Annotated in this window: 18 protein-coding genes; 6 read left to right on the forward strand and 12 right to left on the reverse strand. The window is 38.9% G+C overall.

Translation table 11 applies throughout. The features are described from left to right. Window positions 1-23: 23 nt before the first annotated feature. Entirely contained in the window at window positions 24-944 is a 921-nt protein-coding gene (locus ADHAQ_RS26935; protein ID WP_245590654.1) for a flavin reductase family protein, read from the reverse strand. Between the two features lie 218 nt (window positions 945-1,162). Next, window positions 1,163-2,368 carry an MFS transporter gene (locus ADHAQ_RS0123685; RefSeq protein WP_026465036.1) on the reverse strand — a complete coding sequence of 402 codons (1,206 nt, stop codon included), beginning with the start codon at window positions 2,366-2,368 and terminating at the stop codon, window positions 1,163-1,165. Window positions 2,369-2,626: 258 nt separating this feature from the next. Between ADHAQ_RS0123685 and ADHAQ_RS0123690 the strand changes: the two genes are divergently transcribed. Then, the gene (locus tag ADHAQ_RS0123690) at window positions 2,627-3,520 is read left to right on the forward strand and encodes a universal stress protein (RefSeq protein WP_026465037.1); all 894 of its coding nucleotides are present in this window, start codon (window positions 2,627-2,629) and stop codon (window positions 3,518-3,520) included. A gap of 17 nt (window positions 3,521-3,537) precedes the next feature. Here the strand turns inward: ADHAQ_RS0123690 and ADHAQ_RS0123695 are convergent, their stop codons facing one another. Further along, on the reverse strand, window positions 3,538-3,777 hold the full coding sequence (locus tag ADHAQ_RS0123695) for a hypothetical protein (protein ID WP_051360129.1): 240 nt from the start codon (window positions 3,775-3,777) through the stop codon (window positions 3,538-3,540). 162 nt (window positions 3,778-3,939) lie between these two features. On the opposite strand from ADHAQ_RS0123695, the gene ADHAQ_RS0123700 reads away from it, so the two are divergent. Both ADHAQ_RS0123700 and ADHAQ_RS0123705 read left to right on the forward strand, forming a co-directional pair. After that, window positions 3,940-4,407 (forward strand): MaoC family dehydratase, encoded by a 468-nt coding sequence (locus ADHAQ_RS0123700; RefSeq protein ID WP_026465039.1) that lies wholly within the window; start codon window positions 3,940-3,942, stop codon window positions 4,405-4,407. A 145-nt stretch (window positions 4,408-4,552) separates the two neighbouring features. After that, a complete protein-coding gene (locus tag ADHAQ_RS0123705) occupies window positions 4,553-4,825 on the forward strand; it encodes a hypothetical protein (RefSeq protein WP_026465040.1) in 273 nt (90 codons plus the stop codon). Window positions 4,826-4,903: 78 nt separating this feature from the next. On the opposite strand, the gene ADHAQ_RS0123710 is transcribed toward ADHAQ_RS0123705, so the two are convergent. The 7 genes from ADHAQ_RS0123710 to ADHAQ_RS26940 form a co-directional block, all read right to left on the reverse strand. After that, window positions 4,904-5,884, reverse strand: a complete 981-nt coding sequence (locus ADHAQ_RS0123710; protein WP_026465041.1) for an aldo/keto reductase — start codon at window positions 5,882-5,884, stop codon at window positions 4,904-4,906. Between the two features lie 61 nt (window positions 5,885-5,945). After that, window positions 5,946-6,824: an aldo/keto reductase gene (locus ADHAQ_RS0123715; RefSeq protein WP_026465042.1), complete on the reverse strand. Its 879-nt coding sequence runs from the start codon at window positions 6,822-6,824 to the stop codon at window positions 5,946-5,948. A 171-nt stretch (window positions 6,825-6,995) separates the two neighbouring features. After that, on the reverse strand, window positions 6,996-7,871 hold the full coding sequence (locus tag ADHAQ_RS0123720) for a pirin family protein (protein ID WP_051360130.1): 876 nt from the start codon (window positions 7,869-7,871) through the stop codon (window positions 6,996-6,998). Window positions 7,872-7,980: 109 nt separating this feature from the next. Continuing rightward, a complete protein-coding gene (lepB, locus tag ADHAQ_RS0123725) occupies window positions 7,981-9,081 on the reverse strand; it encodes a signal peptidase I (RefSeq protein WP_026465044.1) in 1,101 nt (366 codons plus the stop codon). 143 nt (window positions 9,082-9,224) lie between these two features. Continuing rightward, complete coding sequence (locus ADHAQ_RS0123730) at window positions 9,225-10,340, reverse strand: glycoside hydrolase family 26 protein (protein WP_026465045.1); 1,116 nt, start codon at window positions 10,338-10,340, stop codon at window positions 9,225-9,227. Window positions 10,341-10,509: 169 nt separating this feature from the next. Further along, a complete protein-coding gene (locus ADHAQ_RS0123735; protein ID WP_026465046.1) occupies window positions 10,510-10,866 on the reverse strand; it encodes a cupin domain-containing protein in 357 nt (118 codons plus the stop codon). 150 nt (window positions 10,867-11,016) lie between these two features. Next, window positions 11,017-12,153 carry a glycoside hydrolase family 43 protein gene (locus ADHAQ_RS26940; RefSeq protein ID WP_034257050.1) on the reverse strand — a complete coding sequence of 379 codons (1,137 nt, stop codon included), beginning with the start codon at window positions 12,151-12,153 and terminating at the stop codon, window positions 11,017-11,019. A gap of 748 nt (window positions 12,154-12,901) precedes the next feature. Here ADHAQ_RS26940 and ADHAQ_RS0123745 point away from each other — a divergent pair. After that, window positions 12,902-13,357, forward strand: coding sequence for a hypothetical protein (locus ADHAQ_RS0123745; protein WP_026465047.1), 456 nt, complete (start codon window positions 12,902-12,904; stop codon window positions 13,355-13,357). A gap of 85 nt (window positions 13,358-13,442) precedes the next feature. Here ADHAQ_RS0123745 and ADHAQ_RS27500 read toward each other — a convergent pair whose 3' ends face one another. Next, window positions 13,443-16,817, reverse strand: a complete 3,375-nt coding sequence (locus ADHAQ_RS27500) for an Ig-like domain-containing protein (RefSeq protein ID WP_026465048.1) — start codon at window positions 16,815-16,817, stop codon at window positions 13,443-13,445. A 607-nt stretch (window positions 16,818-17,424) separates the two neighbouring features. On the opposite strand from ADHAQ_RS27500, the gene ADHAQ_RS0123760 reads away from it, so the two are divergent. Next, entirely contained in the window at window positions 17,425-17,736 is a 312-nt protein-coding gene (locus tag ADHAQ_RS0123760; protein ID WP_026465049.1) for a hypothetical protein, read from the forward strand. A gap of 164 nt (window positions 17,737-17,900) precedes the next feature. Here the strand turns inward: ADHAQ_RS0123760 and ADHAQ_RS0123770 are convergent, their stop codons facing one another. Continuing rightward, complete coding sequence (locus ADHAQ_RS0123770; protein WP_026465050.1) at window positions 17,901-18,554, reverse strand: helix-turn-helix transcriptional regulator; 654 nt, start codon at window positions 18,552-18,554, stop codon at window positions 17,901-17,903. 363 nt (window positions 18,555-18,917) lie between these two features. Between ADHAQ_RS0123770 and ADHAQ_RS0123775 the strand changes: the two genes are divergently transcribed. Then, window positions 18,918-19,244: a HesB/IscA family protein gene (locus ADHAQ_RS0123775; RefSeq protein WP_026465051.1), complete on the forward strand. Its 327-nt coding sequence runs from the start codon at window positions 18,918-18,920 to the stop codon at window positions 19,242-19,244. Window positions 19,245-19,247: the final 3 nt, after the last annotated feature.

The following is a 19,247-nucleotide window of genomic DNA, read 5'->3' on the forward strand; positions in this document are numbered from 1 at the left end:
TTCCGGGCTTTTTTATTTTAAGTTTAACCGAGAAATATCAACTCCACATTACCTCCTACCGGAAACCCAACACAGGTTAATGTTAGGCCCTGAGCTACTTCCTTGTCAGTTAATACTTCGTTATAAGCCATCCAAACCTGACCATTAGTACAAGTAGCCACGCAATTTCCACAGACACCGGCTTCGCAACTATAAGGCAAAACAGCACCTGCTTTCTTAGCAGCTTTTAATATAGAACCTGGGTATTGTACTTCTACTTCAAACTGCTGTTTTTTAAAATAGATAATTGCCTGATGAAGGCCTTTATCAGGGGGTTCTGCTTTAATGATTGGTTTCTCAGTATTAAAATTCTCGCGTTTAATATTGTCGGGAGGTACTCCTACCTCATGCAAGGCGTAATTTGCCATGCGCATGTAATTTAAAGGACCACAAATATAAAATAAGATTTCTGCATAAGGGGCTACAGCATATTGCGCTATTAATAATTTTAGTAAGTCTTTATGTAAACGGGCCCGGCTTAAATTAGTAGCATTACTAAACAAGTATTCAATTTTAAACCTTTCCGGAAAACTTGCCTGTAGATTATCCAACTCTTCTTTAAACATAGTTCTTTCTAAAGAACTATTGCTGTAAATTAAAACAATGGCTATAGTTGGGTTTAAGGTCAGAAGGGTTTTTAATAAAGAAAAAATAGGCGTTATGCCATTGCCTGCCGCCAGCATAAAAACCTGGCGGTAATTAGCTACATTCTTGGGCAAAGTAAAAAAACCAGCTGCCCCGGAAGTGAGTACTTGATCGCCAACCTTGGCCCGATCTATTAATAAACGGGAGAGAATTCCATTTTCTATTCGTTTTACGCCAACAGCTAGCAGCTCTCCCAGTTCCGGACTGGAAATAATAGAATACGACCTCCTGATTTCCTCCTGTTGGGACTGGTGTACCAACGTTAAATATTGACCAGATTGAAAGGTCAGGCTGGCTGCGTCTTCCCCTTCGAAAAAAAAAGTTTAACGCCTTCCACTTCCTCTTTAATTCTGGTGATAGTAAGTGGGGTATATAAAGAAGCCATAGCCTCTGCTTTAGGTTTTCTATAGAATACATTTATATACGATTCCTTACTAAGTAGTTTACCTAAACTTAAAGAAGAAGCAGAGAATATGGGTTATTTAGTTTTTTCTTTAGAAAGTGTGGACAGATTAGCAAGGTGAACAACCAATGCTAAGGTTGATAAAATAAAGCCCACTCCTACTACACCGTACCATTTCCAATAGTACCAGGCCCGGGTAGATAACAGGGTTCCCAGAGCATTACCCGTAAAATAAATAACCATGTATACCGTATTTAACCTGTTACGTGCTTCGGGACGTAAGCTAAAAATTAAAGTCTGGTTGCTCACATGGGTTGCCTGAACACCCATATCCAATAAAATTACGCCAATTACGAGGCCAATAATACTAGCCGTTGACAACCCGAAAATGAAATAAGAAACAATAATTAAAATAATATTAATGGTGGTAAATTTCTGCGCATTTCCTTTGTCGGCTATTTTACCCATAAACGGAACTGCAATGGCGCCAACGGCTCCTACTAAACCGAAAGAGCCAGCCACATCGCTCCCGGCATTAAAAGGTGGTTCTCGTAGCAAAAAAACCAAGGTAGTCCAGAAGCCGCCAAAACAGGCGCAGCATAGGGCTCCGCGTAAAGTAACAATGCGTAATATTGGTTCTTCCTTTATTAAATGAATTAGGGATACCATTAAACTTTTATAAGAACCTTTGTAATCTGGATAAACTTCCGGAAGTAACAAGTATAAAACAATCCATAATAAAGCCATTAATCCCGCTGCAATCAGAAACATGGCTCGCCAGCCCCAATGGGCACCAACAAAACCACTTAAAGTCCGGGATAATAAAATACCAATCAGGAGGCCACTCATGACAAACCCAACAGCCTGTCCCCTTGCTTTTGGCTTAGCCAGGTGTGCAGCCATAGGCACCAGCAACTGAGGAATAACAGACGTAGCCCCAATCAGGAAACTAGCCAGCATTAAGAAATGAATAGTAGGAGCATAGGCCGCCAAAAGCAAAGCAATAATAATCAGAACAAAATCAGTCATGATTAGTCTTTTCCGCTTCAGCATATCGGCTAGGGGTACGATAAACAGCATTCCGGTAGCATACCCGATTTGGGTAAGCATAGCAATAATACCGGCCCGAGCTTCTGAAATCTGAAAATCTTCAGAAATTTGCCCTAATAAAGGCTGATTATAATAAATATTAGCGACTACCAAACCGGTGGCTAATGCCATTACCCAAAGATTTACCTTTGTTAATTCAGGATTAGCGGAGATGCTTTGTGTCTTGCTCATAATTTATTTCCGCAAAAGTAAATAATTATTTATGGAGTTAAGCAAACAACTGAAAAGCCAACTTAGGTAACCAAGTAAAGAATCTCTGCTGGCGGAATTTGGATTACATTAACCTTATTGATTGGTGTAAAAGCTGGGCTATTTCAAATTAAGATTACGGAGCATCAGAAAAGGCAACGAGCAGGAACTACTTTACCAACCACCCGTATATAATACAAAAACACTATATTCCTTTTTTGCTTATTTACGTAGCTGGTTATGAAAAACTTATTGATTCTTACTGATTTTAATGATGATTCGGCTTATGTGCTCCATTATGCGATGAATCTAGGACAGGCTGTTCAGGGAAAAGTTTTTCTATTTCATAATGCCGATCTCCCCCTTGATTACTCCAGTACCTATGCTGGCTCTAACCTTTTTATGACCGGAGATGTGGCTTTAGGTGCCATTCCTGCCTTTCCTGGCTCTACCGTTCCGCTTACTGAACTAGAACAAGTGCAAAAAGATAAGCTACAAACAATTGCTGCAAATTTGCAAAAAAGCTATGGCAACGCTACTCCAATTGAGGCTCTTTTTAAATGGGGTTCCTTAAATGAAAATATAAGTAATGTCGTAAAGGAGGCGCAGATTGATTTAATTTTAATTGATAATAATAACACCAATTCTTTTCTCGACCGACTGGCAGGCACAGATACGGGTTCGGTAATTAATGATATTCCATGTCCGGTATTAATTATACCGGCAGCGGCAAAATTCAACTCTATTAGCCATATAACCTATGCTGCCGAAGTGGTAGAAAACGATTTCCTGTTTTTAGACCAGCTAATACCTTTTGCCCAAGCCTTTAATGCCCAGGTAACCTTAGTACACATTAGAAGCGAAGCAGCAAATGAAACGAATATCTCCCAAGAATACATAGCCGCTATTAACCAACGGTACCCTCACCTGAAGCAGGAAATTATTGAACTAAGAGGCAAAACAGTGGCTGAAGGCCTGGAAAATTTTGTAATAACTTATAAAACAGACGTTTTGGCTATCGGACATTACAAACAAGGCTTTTTCAGTTCTCTTTTTCATGAAAGCATTACCGACCACTTAACCTTTCGTACCACTATACCACTTTTATCTTTACCTGATAAAATCAGATCTTAAAAGAAACTTAAAAGTTATTATTTCAGGAAATTTTGCAGATCTATGCTGTCCATATAGGGTTCTAATATGGCCATAGAATTGACTGATTTGTGGAAAGTACCAATAATTTCAAAATCGTGCTTTTTCCAAAGCTCTACAAAATAATTATTTAAAGCATATAAGGTAATTACATAACCCTTATGCTCGCGCTGGGCAAGGGCAATGCCTTGTTTGGATAATAACGACACCTGGCTTCCGGCAGGAAGCTGATTAAACATAGAATATTCTAACACTGTTTCTCCTTCTAATTTTTTTAATTAATTAGCAATAACTAAACCATAACCGTTTAAAATCAGTTCGGTATTTTCTTTTTTTAGAACCAATTTTAAGCTTAATTGGCATATTTAAGATATGTACTTCAGCGATAAAAATATCTCCTTATGAGCATTATTACCATAACAAACTTTGAAGAATTTCAACAACATGAAGGCCAGGAACTTGGCGTTTCGGACTACCATACCATTACGCAGGAGCAAATAACAAAATTTGCCGAAGCTACGCTGGATTACCAATGGATACACTTAGATGCTGAACGAGCTAAAACTGAATCGCCTTTTGGCAGTACCATTGCGCATGGGTATTTAACCGTTTCGCTGCTGCCTTACCTCTGGGGCCAGATAATAAAAGTTGAAAATCTAAAAATGCAGGTAAACTATGAAATAGAAAGCCTGCGTTTTAACCAGGCTGTGCTGGTAAATAACCAGGTAAGGTTACGTGCTAAATTACTTTCATTAAAAAATCTTCGGGGTATTGCCAAAGCTCAGATAGATGTTACCCTGGAAATTGCTGAAGTTAAAAAGCCGGCTTATACCGGTGTTATTACCTTTCTATATCATTTTAACAGTTAGTTTTCTTTAAGTCCTACTGGTTTATTTACTTGGGCAGGAAGTAAAAACGGATTTAAATAACGACAAAAGGTAAAATTTTGTAAACAATATATTTAAATAATACGTTTTCATAGCCAAGAAACTAATCTTAAACTTAAATAAAACTATGGACGCACAAGAATTAAAAAACAAAGCCGATAGAGCAAATCCGGAACATAAAGAAGGACCAGTTGCGGCGGCAATTGAAAATTATACTTCTAAACTACCATCAGATTTATTTTTATGGGCAGCTTTAGGCTCAATGGCTGTTTCAGCCACTTTAAAAATAATGAAAAAAGACGAAGAAGCCTTGTTTGTTGGACAGTGGGCACCTTCTTTCCTTTTATTAGGTAATTACAACAAAATGATAAAATTAGCTGGTTATAACGCTGATAAATAATAAAAGCAGGTAACCTGAAACAAAAAGAGGAAGCTTAGGCTTCCTCTTTTTGTTTATGTATTTTTATAGCTAATAAATCTAGTTATGATCCAGAACAGGATGTGGCAGATAGGGCTCCTCCAAACGCTTGATTTCATCTTCCGATAGTTTCAGATCAAGAGCGGCCACGGCATCTTCTAAATGTCCGGACTTGCTTGCCCCAATAATAGGTGATGTTACCACTGGTTTAGAAAGCAACCAGGCTAAAGCCACTTGGGCATTGGGTACTCCCCGCTCCTCTGCAATAGCATTTACTAACCCAGAAATTTCAAAGTCATCGTCGCGGGTATATAACATTTTACCAAACGCATCGGTACGGGCCCTTTCGGTTTCTCCGCCTCCCTTTGTTCGTTTACCTGTTAATAACCCGCGTGCTAACGGCGACCAAGGTATTACGGCAATCTTCTGGTCTTCACAAAGCGGCAGCATTTCCCGTTCTTCCTCCCGATAAACCAAGTTGTATTGTGGTTGCATGGAAACAAAACGGGTCCAGCCGTGTAAATCGGCTGTATAAAGAGCTTGGGCAAATTGCCAGGCATACATAGAAGACGCCCCAATGTAACGGGCCTTTCCGGCTTTTACCACATCGTGCAAGGCTTCCAGGGTTTCTTCCAGTGGGGTTTCGTAATCCCAGCGGTGTATCTGGTACAAATCTACATAATCGGTGCCCAACCGTTTCAGGCTGGTATCAATGGCACTCATAATATGTTTCCTGGATAAGCCTTTATCATTTGGCCCCGGCCCCATCGGATTAAATACTTTAGTAGCCAACACCACTTCATCCCGTTTAGCAAAATCCTTTAGGGCCCGACCCACTACTTCCTCGCTGGCTCCATTCGTATATACATCAGCAGTATCAAAGAAATTAATGCCTAGCTCTATGGCTTTTTGAATAAAAGGACGACTTTGTTCTTCGTTCAAGGCCCAAGGCCAACGTTCTGTAGGGGTTCCGTACGTCATACAACCCAGACAAATTTTGGATACCTTCATGCCGGTATTGCCAAATCTTACAAATTCCATAGTTTTGCTAATAGATCAGGTTAAGAATAATTTTTTAAAATAGTAAATAATACAAAATAATTTAACCTGATACCTCCGCCTGGTTTATTTTATCTAATTCCGTTAAGTCTTCCGGTGATAATGCAATAGAAGCCGCTTCAAAATTCTCTTCCAGGTGTTTTACTTTAGATGTTCCCGGAATCAGCAAAATGTTTGGGGAATGATGTAATAACCAGCTTAAGGCAATTTGGTGCGCAGTAGCCTCATATTTCTTACCAATCTGCTCTAATTTTTCTAAGGCTTTCACATTACCTCCCCCCAGCGGGTACCACGGAATAAAAGCCATATTTTGTTCTTCACAATATTGCAGCTCTTCCTCCCATTTGCGGTTGTCTACGCTGTACATATTCTGCACCGAAACAATTTTTACGTATTCCTGTGCTTTTTTAATCTGGTCTACGGTAACTTCTGAAAGACCAATGTGTTTAATCTTTCCTTCTTGTTGTACTTTTTGCAAAAACTCCAGCGTTTGCTCAAACGGCACTTCCGGATCCACGCGGTGCAACTGGTACAAATCAATGCTATCCAGTTTTAAGCGTTTTAAGCTGCCCTCCAAAGCTTCTTTCAAATGATCAGGATGGGCATTAACAGGCCATTGGTTTGGGCCTGTTCTTAACAAACCTCCCTTAGTAGCAATCACCAAACCTGCCGGATAAGGATGCAAGGCTTCGGCAATTAATTCTTCGGAAACATGCGGGCCATAACTATCGGCCGTATCAATAAAGCTTATTCCTAACTCTACTGCCCGTTTTAATACCCGAATAGATTCATCGTGATCTTTAGGTGGCCCCCAGATGCCGTCGCCGGTAATACGCATGGCTCCGTAGCCCATGCGGTTAATGGAGAATTCCCCCGCTAAATTAAACTGCGGATTAAAAGCTGCATTTTTTTCGTTTGCCATTATTTGTTCCTTTAATATCAAATGGTAAAAGTTTACGGAGCGGAACAAATTATGGTATCTTCCTATATAAATTTTATAAAGCTACACGTCAGAAAGCTTACCAGCCGATCAGCCTTTTATGGCCTATTGAGTAAATAAGAATCTTTTAAGAAAGCAGAAATTTTCTTTCCATTAATCTTTAAAACTTCCCATTCGGCCACTTTCAAAATCTTCTATGGCCTGAATTAATTCCTGGTTGGTATTCATTACAAAAGGACCATAAGTAGCCAATGACTCCTCAATGGGTTCTCCTGATAAAACTAGCAGTTTGGTATCTTCTGTAAATTTCAAAACGATATCCGGAAAGTCCCAACCGAAAACTACCCATTGTTTTGTTTTAGCTTCCCGGTTCCCATTCAGGTTTAAGGCTCCTTTTACGACATAAATACCTACGTTGTAATGCGCCGGTAAATGCAACTTTAATTCGGATCCTTGGGCCTGCTCAACATCCAGCATGGTTATGGCCGAGAAAGTTTCTGCTGGGCCTAGCTGATCTTCATATTTGCCTGCAATAACTCTTATTTTGCCTTTGCCTTCTCCGGTTTCTATTACCGGGATAGTATTGGCAGGTAACTCCTGGTACCTGGGCAGAGCCATTTTATCTTTCTTCGGTACATTTACCCAAAGCTGTACCAGTTCCAGAATACCTCCTTGTTTAGAAAATTCTTTTTCGTGCCTTTCTTCGTGCAGTAAGCCAGAACCGGCAGTCATCCATTGAACATCGCCGGGTCCTATTTTACCACTATACCCAGCGGTATCCCGGTGGGCCAGGTATCCCTGATAAACAATCGTAACAGTTTCAAAACCCCGGTGCGGATGAGGATCGGCTCCTAATGGTTTATCAGTGGGATGAACCGCCATAGGACCAGTATGATCAATCAGCAGAAAAGGGCTTAACTGCCGGATACGCGATCCTGGCATCGGGCTAATAACCTCAAAACCATCGCCTACTTTTTTCTCTACCCCATCAATTACCTGAAATATTCTGCGGTACTTTAGTATCTCCATAAATAAAAATTGAATAGTCGCTCCTTTCTAGAAGGAAGGGAGTGCTTACTTTTAAAATAATTGTACCAATAATAAATAAAATTTCAAAAGCTTCTTTTTTACCAAATGCTTAATCTATTGGTTGCAGAAGCCGGTTCCATCTTATTTTGTTATAAAGGGAGGCATTGGCATCTACCGACATCCAAACCAATACGGCTTTTCCTACTATATGGTCTTCTGGTACAAAACCCCAGTATCGGGAGTCTTCTGAATTATGGCGATTATCGCCAACCATGAAGTAGTAGTTTTGTTTAAATGTATACTGCTTCGTCTCCTGACCATTAATAAAAAGTTTTCCATCCTGCACAGAAGCATTCTTTTGATGCTCATACGTTAAAATTACCTTCTCATATAATGGTAGGGTTTGAGGAGTTATGGCAATGGTAGCCCCTGCCTTGGGAATATAAAGCGGTCCTAAATTATCTAGGTTCCAGGGGTATAAGGTAGGATTGTGCGGAAAAATATCAGGATCTGGTACCTTGGGTAATTGCTGGATTAACTGAACCTCTTTAATAAATTTTAGCGATTGTATATAGGCTGCTTTGTTGGGTAATGTATTCATTAAATAGCCACCCGTTACCGGATAAAATTCCGATATATCCTGATTGCGAAAATAACTATCCTCTAAAAAACGATCTGTTTTTACATAATACCTGAACTGCAACTCTTCCGGAGGATGAATAAACTGCCCATTGATGAATACTTTGCCCATTTTTATTTCTAAAGTATCTCCGGCCAGGCCCATACATCTTTTAATGTAATTTGTTTTCAGGTCGATGGGGCGGTTTTCTTCTACTGGATAATTGAAAACTATTGGGTCGTAGCGTTTAATTTTAGAAAAACCCGGCAAACGCAGGAAAGGAAGCTGTACCGCATCAGAATAAGACTGGATTTGCGTACCCCAAATAGATTGATGCGTGAGCGGCACCTGCAAAGGCGTAATGGGTGTACGCGATCCATAATGCATTTTACTTACAAAAAGATAGTCCCCGGTCAGCAAAGAATTCTCCATGGAAGAACTGGGAATGGCAAAAGCTTCCAAAGTGGCCCACCGAATAATAGTGGCAAAAACTACCGCAAACATAACGGCATCTGCCCATTCCCTGATCCAGGATTTCTTAGGCCCAGGCAGGCTTCCGGCCTTTCTGTTACCCCTGAAGTTTAATTTCATACGTTTAGCGTTAAAAGGTGGCAAAATCAGAATATATAGAATAACTATATTTAATCTGATTTTATTGTCGCTGATTAACCTAAACAGGCAGTAATTATTTATGCATCAACCATTTGGTACAAAAGGAGAGATTTGATTGCGCTTTAGAAAAGACCTAAAAACTTTCGCCGATACATATTTTTCAGGTCGTTCTCAAATAAGGTATAAGGATCGTCATAAAATTTAATAAAATCCGGTACACTTACCTGGCCCGGAAAAGGTGCATAATAATGGGTGGGACTCCGGGTATCATTGCGCCACACTAATACATACGATAGCCGCAGGTCTTGTGCTTTCATGACTTTCAGCAAGGATTCCGTCCACCAGGTCGTATTGGGAATAGATTCGAGGCCGGATTCGGTAAAAGCAGCCAGTTTCCCAGCCTTACGGGCATAATCTGATACAATTTTTAATTTAAGAATGGCCGCATCTAAATCATACCGGCCATTCCGCCCCAAATCACCGTAGTTGTCCATCCCAACCATATCTACCCAAGCGTCCCCCGGATACCGTTCCAGGTATTCGGCTTCGGTAGTAAATTTATTATCCGGTGAAAAAGCATAAATAAAGTTATGTACTTGCAAGGTATCTCGCAGGTAAGAAATTGTAAATTGCCAAAGCGTTACAAATTCTTCAGTGGTACAATGAGGTTTGCCCCACCAGAACCAGCCACCATCAAATTCGTGGTAAGGACGAAATATCATAGGGACCAACTTGCCATCTGCACCTTTAACAGTTTGAGCCCAATCACCTATTCCTTTTAATATTTCTTTATACTGCTCATGCGCCTCTCCGCCCGGAATTATATATTTAACTGCTGGCAGCGAAACCGAATCAACCCAATTGAAACCGCCTTTGGAAACCGGGTTAGCAAAATGCCACGCCACTGTGGTAACCCCACCCCTATTATATGTATCTATAACATTTTTACGAACCGTTTCTTTAGCCCTGGCAATGGCGTCTGGTGATCTTCCGGAAAAACCGCTAAAATCCACGCCAATTACAGCCGGATGAGAACCTGTGACTAGTTTAACATCCGATTTATTTTCCTCTCCGGTCCAGCCATGACCATACTCGGTGGCATGCTGGTGCCCGAACAGTGTGTGCTTTTTAGCTACTTTTCTCAGGTTATGGTATAGCGCTTTTGTTTCTTTTGTGGCTTTGGCATCAATGGGTTTATGCCGCTGAGCAAAAGTAAAATTACCAAAGACACAAAACATAAAAACAAACAGGAATGCTTTCTTAAAATGCGCCATATAATTTTTAGGTTTAAAGAGAAATGCAATATAATTCCTCAACCTTTCATATACAACCGGCCTATTATTTTAAAGTATTACCTATCTGCAGCACTACTTTATTTAACATAATTTAAACAATAAAAAACTTAAACTAATCTGGAATAAAATTGATATCAGCTTCATCTGTAAAAGGTACATAAACCCTAACCCAGGGATTATCATCTATTAATTTCCATTTGTGTCCTGAACCGGTGGTATCCATTGCAATTAAAACATCCCCTGGTCTCAAAATAAAAGTTTCTCCCGAGTGTGTCTCAAATTCTAAGGTTCCGGAAAGTGTTACCACGTATTGGGTGGTGGGAGCCGGATGCCAATCATAAACACCATGCGTTGCAGTTACTTTAAAGCGGATACCAATGGCTGCATTAACCTTGTCTTCTGCTACTGTACCTGTTATAATATGAGTATGGCCATCTGGGCCCGTATAAATTTTATAAGCTTTGATCATGATAATTTAAGTATCTACTATCTTACACTTTCTTTAGGTTATTCGGAATTCAGGTAATTTGGTTAATTACTTCTTGTTTTCCCTTGCATAACCTAATAAAAAAGCCCGGCCCCTTTTCAGGAACCGGGCGGCATTGTGTGGTAGGTGAAATTATAAAGTTTCTGGGTCGATGGTCTGGATCGTTCCGTCCGGGTTATATTTTAACTCGGCTACTTTTACACTTCTTAAATGTGTTTTGCCTCCGGAAAACTTACTGTCGTGGTAGAAAATATACCATTTGCCTTTATGCTCTACAATAGAGTGGTGGTTGGTCCAACCTGTAACTGGTTTTAAAACAACTCCCTGATAAGTAAAAGGACCGTATGGATTATTGCCAATAGCATAAGAAATGGTATGCGTATCGCCGGTTGAATAAGAGAAATAATATTTACCGTTGTATTTATGCATCCAGGAAGCTTCAAAGAAACGGCGGTCATGATCTTTTCCTAAAATAGGTTTACCAGCATTGTCTAGGATAACCACATCTTTCACTGGTTCTGCAAAGCTTAACATATCACTGCTAAGTTTTACCACTTTGGCCGTTAGAGCTGGATCCTCTGGCTTATTCAAATCCGTTTTAGAACCATTGGCGTCGTATTTCCCGTTTTTCCAACGTTGCAACTGACCACCCCAAATACCACCGAAATACATGTAATGGTTACCATCATCGTCGCGGAAAACAGCAGGGTCAATGCTAAAGCTTCCGGCTATTGGTTTCGGCTCAGCCTTGAATGGGCCAGTTGGCGAAGTACTGGTAGCCACGCCCATCCGGAAAATATCCTGCTTATCTTTAACCGGGAAATACAAATAGTATTTACCGTTTTTAAAAGCAGCATCCGGTGCCCATAATTGTCGTCCTGCCCACGGAATATCTTTTATATCAAGCCCTACGCCATGATCGGTAACCTTTCCGCCTACACTATCCATAGAAAGGATATGGTAATCCTTCATATCAAAATGACTACCTAAATCGTCTTCCGGCACAGTAGATTCTACATCGTGGGAAGGATAAATATAGATTCTGTTGTTAAAAACATGGGCCGAAGGGTCGGCGGTATAAATATCAGTAACTAAAGGCTCCGATGATAATTTAGAACCGCTTGCTGCTGTACTATCGGCAACTGCATTTTTGTTGTCTTCAGAAGCAGCATTTTGTCCTTCTGGTCGTTTATTCTCACAGGCTCCTGCTAAAATAGCTGTAATTCCTAAAGTTAGGACAGATCCCTTTAAAGGAAAATATTTGATCATTTTACTTTGTATATAGGTTGTGGTGTATAATCTGATACAAGTATATCAATATTATTTTTCTATTCAAATAAAGATATTGTCAAAAATACAATAATTATTAATTATAAAAAATAAGCCTGCTCCTATTGGAACAGGCTTATTAATTATAAAAAATATAATTTAAATTTTCTTCAAGGCAATTTTCCAGACCAGAACAAAAGCATTTTTAATCTTTAAATCGCCTGATTTATTAACTGCAAAAAGAACTTATTTACAAGATCCTATTGATAGAATTCTGTTATTTTATAATGGAAGAATCTGCTACGCAATTAAAAATACAGGAAATACATTAAATTATAAAACAAGGAATACATATTCTATTCCTTCTCCTAAGCAATAATCTATTTTTTGATTATAAAGTATCTAATGCTATCGCCGGAAAGTCCCCTTCTAACTCTCCTACAGTTTCATAGAATTTTACTTAGCCAGTTTCCGCATTTAAACAGCATTTAAAGACTTTAATACGCCCTGCTTTCCTAATACCACCTGAAATAAATGGGGCATTATTCCCTGATACGCGCATTAACTAGAGGGAAATTTATTTCTATAACATTCTGGCCAAACCCTTTCCTTTTTATTTTTCTGTTGATTATAATTAATGTTTTCCGCTCAATTGCTGGTTTTATATTTTATAATTGTTCATTTAGAGGTTTAGTTTTTGCCTTATAATATCTTTAACTTGTAAGCTGAACATTATTCTGAATGACGTATGAAAAGTTTTTTATTTCTATTATTAGCCGTGTTTTTTGCTTTTCTAACTCAAGCTCAACAAGCCAAGCCTTTAGTAGGAGCCAATATTATCTTAATTAAAACAGGTGAAACCGGAGAAAATGCTTTTAAAAAATGGGAAAAACACCTGGAACAAAATGGTTATAAGATTGACAGAAGTTATATTGATGTTCTAACACTATCAACCGTGCCAAAAGCATCTGGCAATAATAAGTTCGTTTATTTAATACATACAGCGGTAACACCTACCGGCGATATGGCTATTAAATTACAATGGCAGGCAACAGATAACATGTTTACGGGAACCAAAGAAGTAGATTATAATAATTGGGAACATACTACCACCAAAGCAAGCCCCAACCAGGTTATTTACCAGAACTTCTTGAAAACAGCCCAAGCTTTTGGCAATTATCCAATAGAATATAAAAAAGAATAAAAGTCAAAACAGGGGATTCAACCTTACCATAAAGAGCTTGGAATAATCCGAGAATCCAGATTATTCCAAGCTCTTTATTATAAATCTATTGAAGTAGTAGCTTTTTAATTATTGAGCTGTTCTCAGTAGATATTTGTAATAAGTAAACACCCTTGCCTTTTGATGACAGGTCAAAAGTATTACTGAATGTTCCTTGGATTCCCTTAAATAATTCTTCATAAACCACCCTTCCCTGCGCGTCGTAAATTTTTACCAAAACCTGATTGTTACCTATAAAAGGCACTGTTACGGTTATTCTACCGGTAGAAGGATTAGGATATACTAAAGTCGCTGCTGATAAAGAACTTTCTTTTATACCGGTGCAGGTGTTAACAGTTATATTTTGGGAAGCCTGTACAGTACAGCCATTTAAGCTGTAAGTGTAGGTAATTTGATGGTTACCAGGCCCAGCCAAACCTGCATTAAAATACCCATTACTAACCCCATTACCCGAGTATACGCCCCCGGCTGGTAAACCTTCGGTAAGTTGAAAATTAGTAACTGAAGTACAGATATCAGTTGGAAATGGGCTTAGCGTAACATTTGGTAAATTATTAACCCTAACAATTATTTTAGCTCTGCTGCTTTCACATCCGTTTACAGCTTGAGAAACATAATATTCTGTTGTACCTGCTGTTCCTGTATTAGGAGTGGGAGCCTCTGCTAAAGGAGCGCCACCCGTAGCAGTTGCATACCATTGCAGGTTTTCTCCGGTGGCCTCGAGCCGGGAAGCAGTGCCTCCCAAACATAAAGAAACTTCAGGCGTTACAACCGGTGCTGCAGGAATTGGATTGATGTTAGCTGTTACTGCTATACGGTCGCTTTCATAAGCACCACTCATAATAGAAACGTAATAGGTAGTTGTTGCATTTAAAGTTGGTGTACTCAAGCTGGAGTTTGTAGCACCTGCAATTGGCTCCTCGCCTGCTAGCGTAGTATACCACCGGTAATTACCATCTGTTCCACCTGCTGCCGTTAAATTAACAATTCCTGGTCCACAATGTACCGCATTTGTAACCGTGGGAGGAATTACAGAGAACTTTCTAACTGTACCTTGGCTGTTATAAGCACCATCTTTGTAAGACACAAACAAAGTACCATTTTTGCTTACACTAAGGTACACGTCTAGGGCTTTTGCGGTTGAGAATCCGGGATCTCCCACATAAACCCAAGTTCTGCCATTAAATTTTTTGACTGCGATTTTGCCCGCTAATCCTTCATCAGGGTAGGCAACATAAGGAGTTCCGTTAGGCGAAATCATTAACGAACAATTATAGGCTTTACCCACAGAGAATGCGGAAGCACCAACTGTTATCCAATTAATACCATCATATTTCATAACAGTTGCTTTGCCAATATCATCTGTTGCATTATAGTTTAAATGCCCAAAAGCAACATAAGGAGCTCCATCCGGACTAATTGCCAAAGAAAGTTTACCATAGTCGGCAGTAAAACCGGCAATTCCCACATTCTCCCATTGGTTACCGGTAAATTTCATAGTGGTTATTTTATTAGCATTGGCCCCATCATTATAGGCTACATAAGGCACTGAATTTTTGTCCAGTGCCAGCGAAAGATTAGCAGCAGCACCGGCTGAAAAACCAACATTGCCCACATTTACCCAATTAGTACCATTAAACTTCATGACAGTAGCTTTATTTAAACCACCCCCAAAAGCTACATAAGGTATGTCATTACTATCTAAAGTCAGCGAAAGATCAAAAACAGAACCTGGCGAAAAGCCAGCCATTCCTACTTTTACCCAATCCGTTCCATTATACTTCATTACGGAAATTCTATTGGTATAGACTCCATCTGCAAATGCTACATAAGGTGTACCGCGGGAATCAAGAACTAAAGCAGTGAAAGCTACATTTCCTTCTGAAAAGCCAGGTTTTCCAACAAAATCCCAGGCAGTACCATTAAATGTCATAACCGTAGCCTTATGTTGGTAGGTTTTATCGGAGTATGCAATAAAAGGAATACCATTAGAACTAACAGCAAAAGAATTATAACTAACTGCATCAGCCGTGAATCCTTCTTCGCCTAAAATTTTCCAGACTCCCAAATCAGGTAATGGGGCATTAACCGTAAGCTTGGCACTTGCCGAAATAGTAGTATGGCCATTCTCACTAACTAAAACCCGATACCGGTTCCCGGTGAAGTTCGCTCCCAAGCCTTTCATTTCTAAAATGGCTGTTGTTGCTCCAGCATAACTTCCTCCATCTGTTATATTAGCGTAACCTCCGGAACCGGTAAACTCCTGCCACTGATAAGTTAAGTTAGTTCCCTCAGCGGTTACCTGAAACATTGCCTTTTCACCCACCTCAACTATTTCTGAGGCTGGATGCTGAGTAATAGATGGCCCCGTATGATTGAATATCTTACGAATTCTGTAATTATAAACATCGGCCACATAAACATTACCATTTAAGTCTACGGCCACATTTGCAGGTACATTTAAATAAGCATCAAAAGCATGACTACCATCTCCCCAAAAGCCGGCAATTCCATTTCCAGCATATCTGAACATTCTGCCATCTTTGCCACTTATTTTTCGGATACGATTTCCTCTTGCAACTGTAAGGTAAATATTTCCTTCACCATCTACCGCCAAAGTGCCATTATGGATCGTTGCACTTGTAGCTAGACTTAAATCTCCACTATACCCTTCACTTCCATCTCCAGCTATTGTATTAATTTTCCCGTCGCTGGCATTTATTTTCCGAATGCGAAAATCACCAGCTACATAAATATTTCCAATAGCATCAATGGCTACGCCACTTAAGCTCCGTAACAAGGCATGCGTAGCCAATCCTCCGTCACCACTAAAGCCTGCGGTTCCATTTCCTGCTACAGTAATACTTGTTCCAGTTTGCGGATTAATTTTTATAACCCTATTATTTTTAGCCAGGTAAACATTTCCAACTGCATCTACCGTTATGTCTCCTTCCATACTAAAGGGGCCCGGGTAAGAATATAATTTATTTATTTTCTGATCACTGGCATTCACCTTCCAGACACAATAGTTACCAACATCAAGGATATACAGATTGCCATCTGCATCCACCGCCACATCAGTTGGGCCATTTAACCCGGCCATTGTCGCTAATCCCCCACCTACGCTATGCGCATCAGCCGAACCGGTTCCGGCCACCGTATGGATAACCCCATCACTGGCATTTACCTTCCGAATAACATTAGCATAATGATCGGCAATAAAAATGTTACCTTTTTCATCTAAGGCAACGCTAACCGGTAACGTTAAAGAGGCATTTGTGGCCAAACCACCATTTCCACTATATTGGGAAGATCCATTCCCGGCAACAGTATTTATTGTTTGGGCCTGGCTATTAAATAGGATAAAAAGAAATAACAACCCTATTATAAGGGCAAACAAATTTTTAATTTTAAAGAGCATGTAAAATTTTTACAAATAGTAAACAGTAAAAGGGTTATAAATTTAACAGGTATAAAACATAAAGTTAAATATAACTTTTTAAAGATTAAAACAGGAATGTTGATTTATAAAAATATTGATAACTATACTTTAGATTGGATAATAAATAATTATAAATTAATTGAAAACTTGGACAAAAACGAAGTATTTGATCAAGTTTTTATACTGTTTTAACAGTCATGACTCAAGCCGACAATCCTAATTTACACCAAAAGATTATAAGCAAATTTGGATTAACTTAATATATAGAATAGTAATTTATACATTAGTATATATTAGATATAAACCATTCAAAATTTTGGAGGTAAAAAAAAGTTCTTAGTATAGTTTAAACAATATTTACTAGTGAAACTTCTCTTCTGTAAGAGGAAAGGGAAACAAAGAACCAGACCAATTAATAATTATTCATCTAAAACCCATTGGATTAACTGCTTAAAATCTTCTTGGATTAATTAATATAATTGAATCATTCCCCTATTCATTTTTGAGTTGCGTACCACCCATGGAACCTGGTGTATGATGAGTTAAGCAACCAAGAGGTAAGGTTTTACAATAAAAAATAAAAGCTATGGGCTTAAATATTCATATTACCAAAGCACTTGTGCTGGTAAGCCTGCTGGTTTTGCTTTCCATTATTACTTTCAATAAAATTATTGAACACAATCGGCTAGAAGTTTTTCAACAATATAATAAGCTAATATTACCGCCACAATATGAAGTAAAGCAGAATGCTGCCTGGCCGGGCAATTACAAAACTAGTGTATGGCTCGTAATTCAGTTTGATCAGAAGAATTTCAACTGGCTCTTGAAGGAAAATAAAATCCCTGCATTCACCAACCTGGATGATCAAAATGGTTGGAATAAATCTGGAAATACTTAGTTCGGGAAACTAATATGGATTTCAAAAAAATAATTCAGGAACAGATAAATGTTACCCAAAAAACACTGGAATTTAAATTTTTAGAAACTTTTTGACAGGTTGAAAAATAAGTTGCGTGAGGCAATGAGCTTTGCTGAAGGAGCTGGAGCTAATTAAGTATTACTTCAATTAGCTTTATTTAAGTGGGTAATTCGGTAGGCACAGCGCCGGTCACCGTTCAAAATATGGTCAACTCTATTTACTTCTACCCCATTACCTAACACCTGTTTTAAAATATTTTGTTCTGATTTACATAAGACCGGCGAGGCTGTAGCAGCAGCACAAATAGGACAATGGTTTTCTATAAACAAGTAGCCTGACTCCTCTTTTTCCCAATCGGCAATATAACCTTCCTGCCGACGAATAAGGGCAAACCCGGAAATGCGTTCTTCTAAGGTAGTACAGGTTTTAAGCGCTTCCAGGTAACGGTGGAGAATTTCCTCACCTCGTTTTTCCACTATTTTCTCCAGCATAAAATCACCTAACTCAGATTTTATGGTCTGAAGCAACTGAATAGACAAATCATCGTGCGCATTAGGAAAACGGGCATTGCCACCTTCGGTTAAGCTCCATTTAAGTATAGGCCGGCCAACTCCTTTTGATTCAGAAATAGATTTCACCAGCCCCGTTTCGGCCATCTTAACCAGGTGCAACCGCACGCCTTCACTGCTTAATCCTAAGATTTTTGCAAGATCAGCAACCGTTTTCGCCCCCTGGGCTTTTAACAAATTTAAAATTTTGTCAGAAGTTACCTCCAAATTATTAGCAATATTTTCCAAGTATTTACTTGTTTTATTCTCAAAACTACGACCTTCCTGTTACTAAAGCAACTACGTAGGTAAAGAATACCTTCATTAGTTGTTTTAAATATTCCTGGTTTTATTAATATAACTTGCTAACAAGAAATTTACTTGTTTCGTGCTTACTTATAATTACTTTTTTTAACAAAAGAGAAATTTGAATAAAAAGAAATTAATATCCTACCAAAACTGTTTTATAAGAGGCCGCTTAAAGCCTATTCCAACAAAATTTTTCTTTATCATAAAAAGTGTAAAATAATCTGCAACTATTAAATATTAAAGATTATTTTTGCAACCTATTACTTGGAATATTTGTTAAAAAATTAAACAAACCTGAATATTATGATTAAGGTTTCACCAAAGGCAAAAGAATATATTAACCGATTAATGGTTAAAGAAAATAAAGAACCTAGTACTTTTGTACGGGTAGGCGTGCGTGGAGGCGGTTGCTCTGGCTTAGAATACCAGATGACCTTTGACACCCAAAAGAATGAAACCGATGAGGTTTATGAAGATAATGGTGTGATGGTGGTAGTTGATCGGAAAAGTTTGCTTTACTTATTTGGTACCGAGCTAGATTATTCGGATGGCCTAAATGGGAAAGGCTTATTTTTTAATAATCCTAATGCATCGCGTACCTGTAGTTGCGGAGAAAGCTTTGCGGTTTAATAT

It is taken from the genome of Adhaeribacter aquaticus DSM 16391, assembly GCF_000473365.1.
Classification (GTDB): domain Bacteria; phylum Bacteroidota; class Bacteroidia; order Cytophagales; family Hymenobacteraceae; genus Adhaeribacter; species Adhaeribacter aquaticus.